The sequence below is a fragment of the Nostoc sp. FACHB-190 genome, assembly GCF_014696905.1.
Taxonomy (GTDB): Bacteria; Cyanobacteriota; Cyanobacteriia; order Cyanobacteriales; family Nostocaceae; genus Nostoc_B.
In genome coordinates, this window is sequence record NZ_JACJQW010000005.1 from 142,694 (window position 1) to 156,169 (window position 13,476).

Here is a 13,476-nt window from a genome sequence, read left to right on the forward strand (position 1 = left end):
TTAATAAGTCAAGGGAATTTACATTCTCTTCACTTACTCACCGATTGGTATGGTGTGAGATGAAACACAAAAAAAATCGTTCTTTTGCTCATTTGAGCCAAGTTATCGTTGCTGCTACTTCAGTGGCAATGTTTTCGCCCATCTTTTCAGCTTCTGCAACTCCTCGGTTCTCTACCACCATCGCGCAAACACCTGTTAACTCTACAATGCAACAACTGTTAGCAGATGAGTTAGGTAGTAAAGAGTCAGATTTACCAGAATCAGTCAAAGATGCTGTTTTAGAAGATATTTCCAGTCGCACAGGTTCACAAGCTTCAACTTTACGTGTAATTAAAGCCCAACAGCAAACTTGGTCGAATGGCTGTTTGGGTTTAAAAGCCGAAGATAACTGTTCTCAAGCAGTAGTCCCTGGTTGGCATGTAGTAGTTGCCAACGCCAAGCAAGTTTGGGTATATCGTACTGATGAGTCGGGAAGTGTTGCCAAACTTGATGAAGAGTCTACCCAGAGTTTGACAACTTTAATTGAGCGTCGAGAAACTAGCACTCGTCAAATTAGTCGTACTAGGATTCAACGAAATGTCATAGCTCAACGCAATACCCAAGTGAGTGCGGCGAGTACAGCAGTTAAAGCCAAAAAGACGGGTTTTAATTTGGCTATTTTGCAACCATCTGGGGAATTTTCGGAAATCATTGCCCGTGTTTCCTTGAAATCTAAACGCCACAACAATTTCTTAAAAGAAAGATTTCTCGGTGACTACAAATATAAACTCAAGCACAGAGCAAAATTTGTTAAAGGTATTAAAGCAGGCGATCGCATAGTTGTTCGATTATACGATACTCAAAACCGCTTTATTGGCTACAGCGAATTTGAATGTTTATCAGCATTCAGCACTGTGAACTTAATTTTGGCGGCTAATCCCAGCGAATATCAAGTTGTTCGCACTGTCTACGGAGTTGATGCCGATGAAGACGGCACAATTGATTCTGATAGCGCCACTTACGACTACTTTACCCAAGTTAGCGACCAACGGGTAACTTTTCTCAGCAGTTCCCAAACTGTGAAAGTCAACCAGTTTGAAGCAGAAAATGTCTCCTCCGTTGCAGCAAATAGCATTTATCCGACATCCTTGAGTAGTGGTAAATTTGCCTTAATACGCCAAACAATCAGCACTTTCAGTTACAGCTTGGCAGAAGCTTTAAAAGCTGAACCCGGCCGTTTAGTAGAACTTAACGAAGTTAGTGATGATGATAGTTCTACTTATGACATCGGTCAAATGATGATGAGTTACCGGGAAATTGGTGTAGCTCAAGGTATCCAGTTTAAGTTTAGCGATGTTTCGAGTAACTATTGGGCTAGTGATTTTATTGCCGAGTTAGCAGCTTTGCAAGTTATTCAAGGTTTTCCTGATGGAACTTTCCGCCCCGATGAACAGGTAACTCGCGCCCAATTTGCCGCGATGATTAGCCAAGCCTTTCAAAAAGCTAACATTCGTGAGACTGTGAGCATTAGAGATGTATCGGCCAATTATTGGGCTTACACTGCTATCCGTAAGGCATATTCTACAGGCTTTCTCGAAATTTCGGGGAATAAATTTAACCCTACACAAGCCTTATCTCGTTTAGAAGTCTTGCTATCGTTAGCCAGAGGCTTAAACTACACCTTTAGTGGTTCCACAGAATCAATTTTGGCGGCTTACTCCGACGCTGCAACTATTCGCAGTGATGTGCGAAATGCGATCGCTGCTCTCACAGAACGCGGTATTGTTATTAATTATCCCAATGTTCAAACTTTGAATGCTGACAAGGTAGCCACAAGAGCCGAAGTTGCAGCCTTGATATATAAAGCGTTAGTCAGCACTGGTGAAGCTGTCGAGATTAACTCTCAGTACGCTGTAGAACAAACAGAAATAAAATCATCTGTTGATAATGATGACGACGATGATGATGACGATGATAAAAAACGCCGCCGTCATTGTAACCAAGGAATTGGTAACGGTTCTGAAGGTTGTGACCCAGGAAATTCTCGCCCCCACGGTGGTAGCAATGATGAAGGTGGGAGAACTCCAGGTAGAAGATAATATTCAAGTTTTGTAGAAACGCTATTCATATAGTAGGAGGCAGTGGTTCGGCTTCGCTCACCAACCAGGCAGAAGGCAGGAGAAAACGTCTTGCTATTCCTGGCATTCAAGCTTTTCAATTGTCTTACCATATCTGACTACCGCTATAGTTTCTACCAATGCACAGTAGGATACAACTCAAAGGTAAAAGATGAAAATCATTTTTGATGGTCTATCTTTTACCTTCTTTTTTATCTCTATGACTCAATACGGTTCAGTTAAGAGAATAGTAGGTTGGGTGTAGCGATCGCGTAACCCAACAAAGTCTGCGGTTTTTATGATAAGTCTTTTATCGGACATGATATTACATATACTCTAGTACAGGTCGGCGGAAATAAACAGACCACACTTCGGCTACGCTCAGTGACCATAAGGAATTGCTAAAAGGCTTGTGTTATCGTTATTATTTCTTTTTCCTTTTGCCTTGTTGTACTAGCCCCTAGATTCAATTATTATTCTGAACATAAATCTCTCTAATGGGAAATGGAATTGAAATCCCTAATTCTTGATAACGTTTGTGTAATCTTTTGACAAACAAATGTTTACCCATACGCTGATCAAAATATTCACTGACTCGCATATACAAAGTAAAATCGATACTAAAATCGTTGAATGTATGAAATCTAATATAAGGTTCATTGGCAATTAATTCTGGGGCAATTTCTCGCATGACATCTTTAGCAACTTCAACAGTAACTTTTTCTACTTGTTCTAAATCGCTGTCATAACTAACTCCCACATTCATTGTTAAAGTAATTTCCTTGGCGGGGAGATGGTAATTGGTGAAAATTGCTGAGGCTAATTTTGAGTTAGGGACAATCACCACATTATTGGAAAGCTCTCTAATTGTAGTATTGCGCCAAGTAATATCTGTAACGTAACCTTCATGTCCAGCATCAAGTTTGACATAATCACCAGTTCTTACCTGTTTAGAAATAATTAAGTAAAAACCAGAAAATAAATTTGCTAATGTATCTTGCAGCGCCAAACCAACTGCTATACCACCAATTCCTAAAGTCGTGACTAGCGGTGTAACTGCTACTCCCAATGTTTGTAAGATAATTAATATCCCTAAGATAAAAACTGCCGTTTTCGCCAAATTAGAAATTAGTGAGGCTGAAACTCCTTCTGCTTTCCGTGTCCAGGAATTGACAAAACCAGCAGTCAGCCTTGCTAAAACTAAAGTAAGGGAACAAAGAAAAATAATTGTGATGATTTTTTGGCAGACAATTTTTAATTCTGGGCTGAGGTTGGGAGAAGCAGCGACTAAGGCTGATGAAAAACCAGCTAATAGAAACCAAATAAAAGTTACCCGATGTAAAGCATGAAAAATTATCCGACTGCCAGGAATATGTTTTTGGATAATGATTTTTTTGAACTTATGAAATAAGACTTTCTCGCAAACTATACCAATTAACAAGCTAAATAAAATTAGGGCGGCCGGTAAAATCCACTGGGTCATAATTAATGTGATTTCTCAAATTTAACGACAAAAATTAAAGCAACATTATAAAACAATTATTGCTAAAACTCATCTTGCAAAGACAGGATTATTTTAATCTTCAGGTATATTTAGTATCAGAATATGGTAAAAAATACATAATATGGACTTGCCAATAATTTATCATTCAGACTATGTTGCACCTTTGCCAGAAGGACATCGTTTCCCGATGGCTAAGTTTAGGAAATTGTATGAATTACTACTACATGATGGTGTGGCGCAAATAGAACAGTTTCACACTCCGCAGCGTCCATCACCAGAGTTGATTGAGTTGGTGCATACACCAAATTATGTGCAAGCATATTGTGATGGAACCCTAGATTATAAAGCCCAACGCCGCATCGGGTTGCCTTGGAGTCCGGCTTTAGTCAATCGTACCTGTGTGGCGGTTGGTGGTACGATACTCACGGCTCAGATGGCCTTAAGTCAGGGTTTAGCTTGCAATACGGCTGGGGGAACTCATCACGCCTTCCCCAGTTATGGATCTGGTTTTTGTATTTTCAACGATTTAGCGATCGCATCTCGCGTTTTACAAAAACTCGGACTGGTGCAGAAAATTCTGATAGTCGATTTGGATGTACATCAAGGCGACGGTACGGCTTTTATATTTGAGGATGATGCCAGTGTATTTACTTTTTCAATGCACTGTGAAATTAATTTTCCCGGTACAAAACAAAAAAGTGATTTAGATGTGCCTCTTCCTATAGGAATGGAAGATGATGCTTATTTGCAAACCTTGGCTGAATATTTGCCAGATTTGTTATCAGAGATTCGTCCTGATTTAGTATTTTACGATGCGGGGGTGGATACTCATATAGGCGATCGCTTGGGCAAATTAGCTTTAACTGACACAGGACTATTTCGCCGAGAAATGCAAGTTTTACATACCTGTGTCAGCGCAGGTTATCCCGTCGCCTGTGTAATTGGCGGTGGATACGCCGATGATATGCAATCTCTAGTGTGGCGACATTCTCTCATTCATCGCGCGGCGAGTGAGGTTTATCGTCAGTATGGGCTTTAGAGGTGACAGGTTAGAGGTTAGAGGTGACAGGTTAGAGGGAAGGGAGACAAGGGGGACAAGGGAGATAAGGGAGACAAGGGGGACAAGGGGGACAAGGGAGCAATCTTTCTACCTTGTCTACCCTCTCTACCTTGTCTACCCCCTCTCCCTTGTCTACCCCCTCTCAGCACTCCGCACAGTGGAATCCGATATAATCACCTCAATAACTGTGATACATCGAATATTGTGATTGCTATCTATCCCGGCAGTTTTGATCCCATTACTTTAGGACACCTTGATATTATTCAACGTGGTAGTCGGCTGTTTGACAAGGTAATTGTCGCTGTATTGCGGAATCCTCATAAAGTACCGTTGTTTACTGTGCAGCAACGATTAGAACAAATTCGGATAGCTACACAACACTTACCAAATGTTGAAGCAGATAGTTTTGATGGGTTGACTGTAAATTATGCCCAACAGCGCCAAGCACAAGTGTTGTTACGCGGTTTACGAGCAATTTCTGACTTTGAAGTAGAATTACAGATGGCGCACACGAATAAAACTCTCTCTACTCAAATTGAAACAGTTTTTCTCGCAACATCAAATGAGTATAGTTTTTTAAGTAGTAGTGTGATAAAAGAGATCGCAAGATTTGGTGGTTCTGTCGATCATCTTGTTCCCCCGCACATTGCTTTAGATATACACAAATGTTACAACCACAACTATCCAATAGCGAACCCAACCACAACGGCAGTTATCCCGCCCCTCCAGAGTATCCCAATGGAGTCGGCAACGGGGACAACTCCCGAACAGGAGTAGATATTCAGCAAGAACTCAACCGTTTAGAAGATTTGATTTTGTCGAGTTGGCGAGTTCCCCTAACGGGGCGCACATTAATAGACGAAGACAAACTTTTTGAACAGCTTGATTTTATTCGCGTTTCTTTACCTTCGGTGTTCCAAGAAGCAACGGAAATTTTGCAACACAAGCAAGATGTCATGTTAGAAGCCGAAGAATATGGACAGCAAATTGTCGAAGCTGCCCAAGCCAAAAGAGCGCAAATTTTGGCAGAAAGTGATATTCTCAGGCAGGCGGAACACGAAGCAGAACAGCTACGGCGCAAAACCCAGCAAGAATGCGAGGCGATGATGCAAGAAACCCTTGCGGAAATTGAACGCAGGCGGCAAGTTTGTATGGAAGAATTAGAACAAATGCGTCAAACTGCGATCGCACAAGCCCAAGAAATTGAAGATGGTGCTGATCAATATGCCGATACTGTCCTCGAAAATATCGAGCAAGACCTCAAAGATATGTTAAGAATTATCACCAATGGCAGACAACAATTACGCCAAGAAAATCAATCTCAGAATTATTCTTCAAAAAAGAAATGAGGTTAGAGGTTAGAGGTTAGAGGTTAGAGGTTAGAGGTTAGAGGTTAGAGGTTAGAGGTTAGTATATTTTCTTGACTCAGCACTCAGCACTCAGCACTCAGCACTTAATATTGTAAGATTTTCCTAAACCTATCTTGCTTATAGGTCGAAAATCGCAGGTTATTTCCAGTGCATTGCCATGCCTTACTATCAGGATCAGTTAAGCATTTCCACAGTTGATGAGGCTTTACAACAATTATCTGTTGATCAACTAAAAAAGCTGGCAGCGTTACTAAATACTAATAGCAAACCCACACGCAAAGCGGAAATCATTACAGTGATTCACCGTTATCTTGTGGGGGAAAATCTGCAACAATTGTGGCGAGAACTAGATCATCTGCAACAAAAGGCAGTAGCGGAAACAATTTACAACACAGATGGTTTGTTTAACGCTACAAGTTTCTATGCTAAATATCTGGAAGAACCCAATTGGGGAACTTCTGACGCATTCGGTTACAAGCGTCAACCATCGTTGTTGTGTTTATTTATCTACGGACAGATTATTCCTCAAGATTTACAAACACGCTTGAAAGCATTTGTTTTGCCACCAGCAGAATTTTCGATTACTAGTTTAGATAAATGTCCAGAGGTTTTTCGTTTGCAGTGGCGAGAATGGAACTGGAAAACCCGCGAACGAGAAACCCATGAAAAAGAAATTGTCGTCAAGCAGTGTGAAATGGAAACTGCTGCACAACAAGATTTACTCGCGGTACTGCGATTAATTAATGCCGGAAAACTCAGTGTTAGCGATAAAACCGGATATCCAAATAATAGTGGTATGAGTGCGATCGCCTCTGTACTAACTGGTGGCGATTATTACAACGACGACCCATCTACACCATCATACGAAAAAATCGGTTTTATTAAGCCCTTCGCCTGGGCAATGTTAGTCCAAGCCGCAGGTTTAGCCGAACTTTCTAGCAAACGTCTAGTCTTAACCAAAACTGGACAAAAAGCCCTGACAAACCCACCCGCAACCACCATCCGCAATATTTGGAAAAAATGGCTAAAAAATAAAGTATTAGACGAACTACGCCGCATAGATGCTATTAAAGGGCAAACAGGCAAAGGTAAGCAAGGTTTAACCGCCCCAGACAAACGCCGCGAAGCCATTACCAAAGCCTTAGCCGAGTGTCCTGTGGGGCGTTGGATGGGCGTTAATGAACTGTTTCGCTGCATTCTCGCCAAAGGCTACAATTTTGAAGTTACCCGCAATCCTGGGAATTTGTATATTAGTGACTCCCATTACGGTAGCTTAGGTAATGGTGGCGATGATTGGGAGATTTTGCAAGGCAGATATGCTTTATGTCTGTTATTTGAATATGTTGCCACTTTGGGAATGATTAATATCGGCTATGTTAACCCCGGCGGCGTTCGTCCTGATTATACAGACTTATGGGGAACCGATGACTTACCATTTCTCAGCCGTTACGATGGTTTGATGTGTATGCAGTTAACACCCTTGGGTGCATACTGCTTGGGTTTGCAAAACGACTATACACCGCCACCGTTAGAAGTACGGGCGGTATTTCGCGTATTACCAAACTTAGAAATAGCCGCGACTGGCGAACCACTTACCCCTGCTGATACTCTGGTACTGGATGTCTACGCCCAAAAAATTTCGGATGCGGTGTGGCGGTTAGAGACGGCTAAGTTATTGGGTGCGATAGAAGAAGGACAAAGCATCACCCAATTACGAGAATTTCTGCAAGCCCGGAGTGGTCATGAAATACCAGAGACAGTCAATCAATTTTTAGCAGATATTGAAGCGCGGGGCAATAGTTTGCGCGATCGCGGTCAAGCCCGGTTGATAGAATGCACTGATGCTGCTTTAGCTGTATTAATCGCCAACGATTCCCGCACCAAAAAGCTATGTTTCTTAGCTGGAGAAAAGCATTTAGTTGTGCCTAGCGAATCAGAAACTAAATTCCGTAACGCCGTGAAAAAGTTGGGTTATAGTATTGCGTTGAGTGGTTAAAATTCCTCATGAATGAATTAATTTTAATGCAAGTAAATTTCGGTTTCAATGTAGCCAGTTTGATTGGTTTTGTGCAGATTATTTTTGCTGTAGCTTATATACTGGCTATGATAATTCTGCTGATTCAACGTGCGAGAAGATTAGAAACTTTATCTTTAATTATTTATGTTTTCCAAACTATAATTATCCCTATTTTTCTGCTAACTTCTGGGATGATTCTGATTTTTCAAGGTTGGCGATTAGACCCTATTTTACAATTCATGCAGTTCTTACAAACTGTGTTGATTATTTATTTATGTATTAAAGATATTGTAATTAATGGTGGTTATAGAAATCGGTAATTTAAAGTGAGTCGCACTCAAGCAGATTTCATTACAAATGCAATGATCAAGCTTTAGCAATTTTAATTGCTGGTTGCAAGCAGTTTCATATTTGACTTTGTGAAACAAAATAAAGCAAATGCGAAAAAACCGGATTAAATGTTGTAACTTAATTGCATAGGTATATTTTAACAATTAGTAGTTAGTATATGCAGCGAAGGTTAGTGGCTCAATTATTACCAGGATTAGCAGCAACATCCGTGGCTTCGCTTGTAGTTTTGGGGATTTCTGTAACTGAACCGAGTTACGCTAGTAGGCAAGACAAGTTCTCCTGTAAACAAGAAGGAAATGTACCTGTCACTAAAGTACGCACTCCACGGGGGCCTCAAACGCTGATTCGTTGGGTTGCTAACGACTTTTTTAAAGTCTCCCCTTTACAACGTTGTCGGATAGTTTCTGCCAGATTTCAACGCTACTACGATAACGGCGCACTTTTCATTACCAGCCGAGATAACTTGAACGGCTATCCAGTGTTGTGTATTTCTAACCGCCGAGGCGCACCTTGCACAGCAGACAATGTATTAGTCACCCTCAAACCTGGAACTGACACCAGTAGAGTTTTACAGCAAATGCTGAGTTTGCGCCGGGATGTAGGGGAATCAGTGATTAATTTAAGTGGATGTCAAGCTTTTACTTATGACGATGGTGATGTGTATGTTGATGTTAAGGAATTTCTAGACGGTAAAGAGTGTAGTTCACCGACTCCTTAATATTGCATGAACTGGCGGCTCAAACACAAAATTATTTATCTGGTGTGCTTGCTGATTTGTCTTGGTGGTGTTTCCTTGGCACTCTCAAAACAGCAGGGCATTTCTAGCGAGTCTACCAGAGTAGAGCGACCTAATCGCCTTTCTGTCGAGCAATTGCAAAAGTTAGCTCAGACTATCACCGTCAAAATTACCGCACCAGAGTTACTGGGTTCAGGAACTCTATTACAACGCCAAGGTCAAACTTATACAGTCCTCACCAATGCTCACGTTTTGAGAGCCGCTAAACCACCCTATAAAATTCAAACACCAGATGGGCGTGTATATCAAGCTACTGTATTACAGATTGCCGATTTGCAGCAGGATGATTTAGCTGTGTTGCAATTTCGTAGTCCCGATATAGTTTATCCAGTCGCTAACCTCCCTAATGCGTCTGGTTTGCGAGTCGGGGATGAGGTGTTTGTGGGTGGATTTATCGCCAATTTAGCAACTCAAAAGCAGTCTACCCCAACTAAAACTCAGTTTGTCTTTACCTCTGGGAAAGTCACCCTATTGTTAGACAAAGCATTAGAGCAAGGCTACCAGATTGGCTACACCAATGATGTGCGTAAAGGGATGAGTGGCGCACCATTGCTGAATATACATGGTGAAGTGGTGGGGATTAATAGCTTACATAAAGATCCCCTGTGGGAGACACCGGCAGTTTATCAAGATGGTTCGCAACCCGAAACCCACTTGCAGGAACTAATTACCCGTTCTAGTATGGCTGTACCGATTAAATCAGTGAACAGTGAACAGTGAACAGTGAACAGTTATCAATGTTGATGTATCAGGGGAATCAATCATGAGGGTTACTGGTGGGCTTGCGGCATTATTATTAGGTACAGGAATTGTCATAGTGCAGCCAGTCGCTACAGCTTTGACACCCTCAGAAATTGCTGAAATTGCTCGAAAAATTACAGTCCGCATTGATGGCGCAAATACTGGCTCAGGGGTAATTATTGAGCAACAAGGTAATGTTTATACTGTGGTGACAAATTTCCACGTAGTCCAACCCGAAGGTAACTACACAGTACAGACACCAGATGGTCAAAGATATACATTCAATCACAGCCAAGTAAAACGATTTGACGGTGTTGATTTGGCGGTGTTTCAGTTTACTAGTAATACAAATTACCGTGTGGCGCAAAAGGGTAATTCTGACAAAATAAAATTAAATACAAATATCTCTGTAGCGGGGTATCCTGTGGGAATACCTGGTGTACCAGGACGTAACTTCACTGTTTTACCTACGTCACTTTCTAGTTATGTAGAACAGCCAAAAAATGGTTATGCTTTGGTTTATACAGTAGAGGCTTTTGATGGCATGAGTGGAGGAGCGATATTAGATGAACAAGGGAAATTAGTCGGTATTCACGGACGTGCGGGAACGGCAAGTAGCGGTGGAACTGCTACATTGGGCATTCCGTTGAAGACTTATATAAGTCTTGTACCATCTGTAAAGCCTGTTGCAACTGCGCCAGCACCAAAGCCAGCAAAATCCAGTACAACACCAACAATAGTAACTGTTTTAGCATCCAGAAATACTTCTTTCAGCAATTTTAATAGAGCTTTGCAAGCAGCTGGTTTAATAGCAATATTGGAACGTCCAAGTTCATTTACTATATTTGCGCCAACTGATGCAGCATTTGCCAAAATACCACCAGATGCTGTGAGAGACTTATTAAAGCCGGAGAATAAAGAAGTTTTAGTCAAGATAATGGCTTACCATATAGTGACCGGTAAGCTATTATCTAGGGATTTGAAATCTGGAAACCTCAAAAGTATTGAAGGTGGTTCCATCAGCGTCAAAGTTGATCCTGTCACTGGAGTGAAGATAAATGATGCTTCTATAACTCAGGCGGATATTACAGTATCTAATGGAGTGATTCATGGGATTGATAATATCATCTTACCACCTGACTTATAAGCAATTATTGAATTATCTATATGATCAAAACACCTAGTAAACCTTAAAATCGCTTTTCAAGTTAAGGTACAAGTTAATATTATTATATTTGCACACCTTAACTCTCAGGTAGAATGAGAATATTCCCAGATGAATCAATTAAGTTATGTCAGCAAAGGATAAATTTCACGATATTGTGAGATTAGCTTTGGAAAAAGATGGTTGGAATATTACCAACGACCCTCTGTATATTGATTTTGGTCAAGTTCAGATGCGGATTGATTTGGGAGCAGAGAAGTTACTCGCAGCAGAAAAGGAAGGAGAAAAAATCGCTGTTGAAATCAAAAGTTTTCTAAATCCATCAGCTATTACTGATTTTCATCTTGCTCTCGGACAATTCCTGAATTATCGTACTGCTCTGAAAGCAAAAGAACCAGATCGTCACCTATATTTAGCTGTTGATATAGAGACTTACAATGATTTTTTTGCGCTTCAATTTATACAACTTCAAATTCAAGAATTTCAATTAAAGCTAGTGATTTACGATACTGAAACTGAGGAGATCGTAAGATGGATAAGTTAGCAAAATATAGGGAATACATTCAAAAACTTTTGACAAAATATGGTAGTTATAAACCTTCTTATGGAGATGTAGAAGTAGAACAAATATTTGATACTGTACGTGACCATTATCAAATTGTTCATGTGGGTTGGGAAAATAAACATCGTGTATATGGTTGTTCAATACACATTGATATCAAAAATGAAAAAATTTGGATTCAATGGAATGGAACTGAGATAAATATTGCAGAAGAATTAGTTTCGATGGGTGTTCCCAAACAAGATATTGTCATAGGATTTCATTCACCTTATAAAAGAAAATTTACAGATTTTGCGGTGGGTTAAGAAGTAAATTAGACTGAGTTTTAATTTCAAATGAATTAATCATGGCTTCCACCAATGGTAAATATCGATTATATTCTTTTTGTTCTGCTGTATAAGTAATATAATAAGCATTACCTTCTCTAACTGTGCCAATTTCTAGAACTTGGGATTGACATTGATATTCTTTATGAGAATAAGTTAATTTGTAGGCATTGTATTGAGATAATGTAGTCGTTGGTTGGGTTGCATCGGTAATTTTTGCTTGGGGATAATTCTGCTTAATTTGTTCTAAAATTGTATTTTTATATTCATTAAGAGATAAAACTTGAGTTAATGCGGTTTTATTGACAGTAATTTCTGGAATGCAAGAATTTTCTTGTTGTATATTTTGAGGGAGAAATTGAATTGATTCACCACCAAAATCACCTGTTATTTTGGTTTTCCAGTTGTCTGGATATTTAATTTTGATATCAGATTGAGAATATTCCTTCGTTAAAGGCTGAGGCTGGGGGCGAATAGCTGAAAATCCTAGCCATAGAATAACGGGGGTGATAGTTGCAAATATTCCCACACCCAGCCATTGTTTCTGGGTAATTTTTCTGCTTGGTGGCGGAGACTGTATTATGTCGGGAGGTAAAATAAGTGCATTCACCGCTTGTAATGCTTCTGCTGCTGATGGATAACGCTGGTTGTAGTCACGACGCACCATTTTATCGATGATGTTAGCTAATTCTGGGCTAACTTGAGCGCGATCGCGCCAAATAATTTCCCCATTGTGTGGAGTAAAAATTGCTGAATTAGGGGGAAAAATCCCTGTCAAAGCTTGAATAGCAATTACACCAACTGCATATATATCACTGCTTAATGCTGGACGACCATAACACTGTTCAATAGGTGCATAACCAGCACTACCAATAATAGTGACAGAATTTAGCTGTCCTTGAGGATTAGCTATTTGAGTAGTAATTTCTTTAACTGCACCAAAATCAATCAAGAAAATTTTATTATCAGATGCACGTCTTAAGATATTTGAAGGTTTGATATCCCGATGAATCAAATAACGTTTGTGAACAAAACTTAATACTTCTAAAATATCGCGTAAAAGTTGAATTACATCAGTTTCACTCAGTTGTTTACCATATACTAATTCCTGAGAGAGATCATGACCTTGAATATATTCTTGTACCAAATAAAATTCTTGATTTTCTGTCAAGTAAGCAAGAATGCGAGGAATTTGTTGATGATTTATTAACTCTTGTAGCTTTTGTAACTGTTCTGCTTCCCGTTCAAATAATCGTTTGCCAATTTCCCAATTATTTGGATTTTGAGGTTTAAACTGCTTGACAACACATAAAGGATTACCAGGTAATTGTGTGTCAACGGCTTTGAAAGTAATTCCAAATCCTCCTTGACCAAGTTTTTCAACAATTTGGTAACGTCCACCAATCAGATTTTGCGATGTCATACCAGTTGCTTATTTATCCTGTGTTCTCTTTATACTATTGCTTAACAGCATTACTATTGAGATTA

Annotated in this window: 13 protein-coding genes; 11 read left to right on the top strand and 2 right to left on the bottom strand. The window is 40.0% G+C overall.

All coding sequences use genetic code 11. From position 1 onward, the window contains the following. Positions 1-59: 59 nt before the first annotated feature. Positions 60-2,078: an S-layer homology domain-containing protein gene (locus H6G28_RS08530; protein WP_190670261.1), complete on the top strand. Its 2,019-nt coding sequence runs from the start codon at positions 60-62 to the stop codon at positions 2,076-2,078. Between the two features lie 484 nt (positions 2,079-2,562). On the opposite strand, the gene H6G28_RS08535 is transcribed toward H6G28_RS08530, so the two are convergent. Then, positions 2,563-3,579 carry a mechanosensitive ion channel family protein gene (locus tag H6G28_RS08535; RefSeq protein WP_190670263.1) on the bottom strand — a complete coding sequence of 339 codons (1,017 nt, stop codon included), beginning with the start codon at positions 3,577-3,579 and terminating at the stop codon, positions 2,563-2,565. A gap of 142 nt (positions 3,580-3,721) precedes the next feature. On the opposite strand from H6G28_RS08535, the gene H6G28_RS08540 reads away from it, so the two are divergent. The 10 genes from H6G28_RS08540 to H6G28_RS08585 all read left to right on the top strand — a co-directional run bounded on the left by H6G28_RS08540 (position 3,722) and on the right by H6G28_RS08585 (position 11,967). Further along, positions 3,722-4,639: a histone deacetylase family protein gene (locus H6G28_RS08540; protein WP_190670266.1), complete on the top strand. Its 918-nt coding sequence runs from the start codon at positions 3,722-3,724 to the stop codon at positions 4,637-4,639. A gap of 225 nt (positions 4,640-4,864) precedes the next feature. Then, on the top strand, positions 4,865-5,437 hold the full coding sequence (coaD, locus tag H6G28_RS08545; protein ID WP_190589943.1) for a pantetheine-phosphate adenylyltransferase: 573 nt from the start codon (positions 4,865-4,867) through the stop codon (positions 5,435-5,437). Further along, on the top strand, positions 5,326-6,009 hold the full coding sequence (locus H6G28_RS08550; protein ID WP_190589944.1) for an ATP synthase subunit B family protein: 684 nt from the start codon (positions 5,326-5,328) through the stop codon (positions 6,007-6,009). The genes coaD and H6G28_RS08550 overlap by 112 nt, the downstream gene beginning before the upstream one ends. Before the next feature lie 178 nt (positions 6,010-6,187). Further along, positions 6,188-8,026, top strand: coding sequence for a helicase-associated domain-containing protein (locus H6G28_RS08555; RefSeq protein WP_190670268.1), 1,839 nt, complete (start codon positions 6,188-6,190; stop codon positions 8,024-8,026). Positions 8,027-8,034: 8 nt separating this feature from the next. Beyond that, the gene (locus tag H6G28_RS08560; protein ID WP_190670269.1) at positions 8,035-8,367 is read left to right on the top strand and encodes a Ycf66 family protein; all 333 of its coding nucleotides are present in this window, start codon (positions 8,035-8,037) and stop codon (positions 8,365-8,367) included. A 188-nt stretch (positions 8,368-8,555) separates the two neighbouring features. Continuing rightward, positions 8,556-9,116 carry a COP23 domain-containing protein gene (locus H6G28_RS08565; protein WP_190670271.1) on the top strand — a complete coding sequence of 187 codons (561 nt, stop codon included), beginning with the start codon at positions 8,556-8,558 and terminating at the stop codon, positions 9,114-9,116. Positions 9,117-9,122: 6 nt separating this feature from the next. Then, the gene (locus H6G28_RS08570) at positions 9,123-9,914 is read left to right on the top strand and encodes a S1 family peptidase (RefSeq protein WP_190670272.1); all 792 of its coding nucleotides are present in this window, start codon (positions 9,123-9,125) and stop codon (positions 9,912-9,914) included. Between the two features lie 43 nt (positions 9,915-9,957). Beyond that, positions 9,958-11,082 (top strand): fasciclin domain-containing protein, encoded by a 1,125-nt coding sequence (locus tag H6G28_RS36770; protein ID WP_242054491.1) that lies wholly within the window; start codon positions 9,958-9,960, stop codon positions 11,080-11,082. Positions 11,083-11,227: 145 nt separating this feature from the next. Beyond that, the gene (locus tag H6G28_RS08580) at positions 11,228-11,644 is read left to right on the top strand and encodes a XisH family protein (protein ID WP_190670273.1); all 417 of its coding nucleotides are present in this window, start codon (positions 11,228-11,230) and stop codon (positions 11,642-11,644) included. Further along, positions 11,632-11,967, top strand: coding sequence for a XisI protein (locus tag H6G28_RS08585; protein WP_190670275.1), 336 nt, complete (start codon positions 11,632-11,634; stop codon positions 11,965-11,967). Before H6G28_RS08580 ends, H6G28_RS08585 begins: the two co-directional genes overlap by 13 nt. Here the strand turns inward: H6G28_RS08585 and H6G28_RS08590 are convergent. Further along, positions 11,945-13,411 carry a serine/threonine-protein kinase gene (locus H6G28_RS08590; protein WP_190670277.1) on the bottom strand — a complete coding sequence of 489 codons (1,467 nt, stop codon included), beginning with the start codon at positions 13,409-13,411 and terminating at the stop codon, positions 11,945-11,947. The two genes, H6G28_RS08585 and H6G28_RS08590, sit on opposite strands and share 23 nt — an antisense overlap. Positions 13,412-13,476 lie beyond the last annotated feature (65 nt).

What these genes read in the sequence shown, in the direction of transcription:
- H6G28_RS08530 (WP_190670261.1), top strand. Translation starts at nt 60, where the DNA reads ATGAAACACAAAAAAAATCGTTCTTTTGCTCATTTGAGCCAAGTTATC.
- H6G28_RS08535 (WP_190670263.1), bottom strand. Translation starts at nt 3,579, where the DNA reads ATGACCCAGTGGATTTTACCGGCCGCCCTAATTTTATTTAGCTTGTTA.
- H6G28_RS08540 (WP_190670266.1), top strand. Translation starts at nt 3,722, where the DNA reads ATGGACTTGCCAATAATTTATCATTCAGACTATGTTGCACCTTTGCCA.
- H6G28_RS08550 (WP_190589944.1), top strand. Translation starts at nt 5,326, where the DNA reads ATGTTACAACCACAACTATCCAATAGCGAACCCAACCACAACGGCAGT.
- H6G28_RS08555 (WP_190670268.1), top strand. Translation starts at nt 6,188, where the DNA reads ATGCCTTACTATCAGGATCAGTTAAGCATTTCCACAGTTGATGAGGCT.
- H6G28_RS08560 (WP_190670269.1), top strand. Translation starts at nt 8,035, where the DNA reads ATGAATGAATTAATTTTAATGCAAGTAAATTTCGGTTTCAATGTAGCC.
- H6G28_RS08565 (WP_190670271.1), top strand. Translation starts at nt 8,556, where the DNA reads ATGCAGCGAAGGTTAGTGGCTCAATTATTACCAGGATTAGCAGCAACA.
- H6G28_RS08570 (WP_190670272.1), top strand. Translation starts at nt 9,123, where the DNA reads ATGAACTGGCGGCTCAAACACAAAATTATTTATCTGGTGTGCTTGCTG.
- H6G28_RS36770 (WP_242054491.1), top strand. Translation starts at nt 9,958, where the DNA reads ATGAGGGTTACTGGTGGGCTTGCGGCATTATTATTAGGTACAGGAATT.
- H6G28_RS08580 (WP_190670273.1), top strand. Translation starts at nt 11,228, where the DNA reads ATGTCAGCAAAGGATAAATTTCACGATATTGTGAGATTAGCTTTGGAA.
- H6G28_RS08585 (WP_190670275.1), top strand. Translation starts at nt 11,632, where the DNA reads ATGGATAAGTTAGCAAAATATAGGGAATACATTCAAAAACTTTTGACA.
- H6G28_RS08590 (WP_190670277.1), bottom strand. Translation starts at nt 13,411, where the DNA reads ATGACATCGCAAAATCTGATTGGTGGACGTTACCAAATTGTTGAAAAA.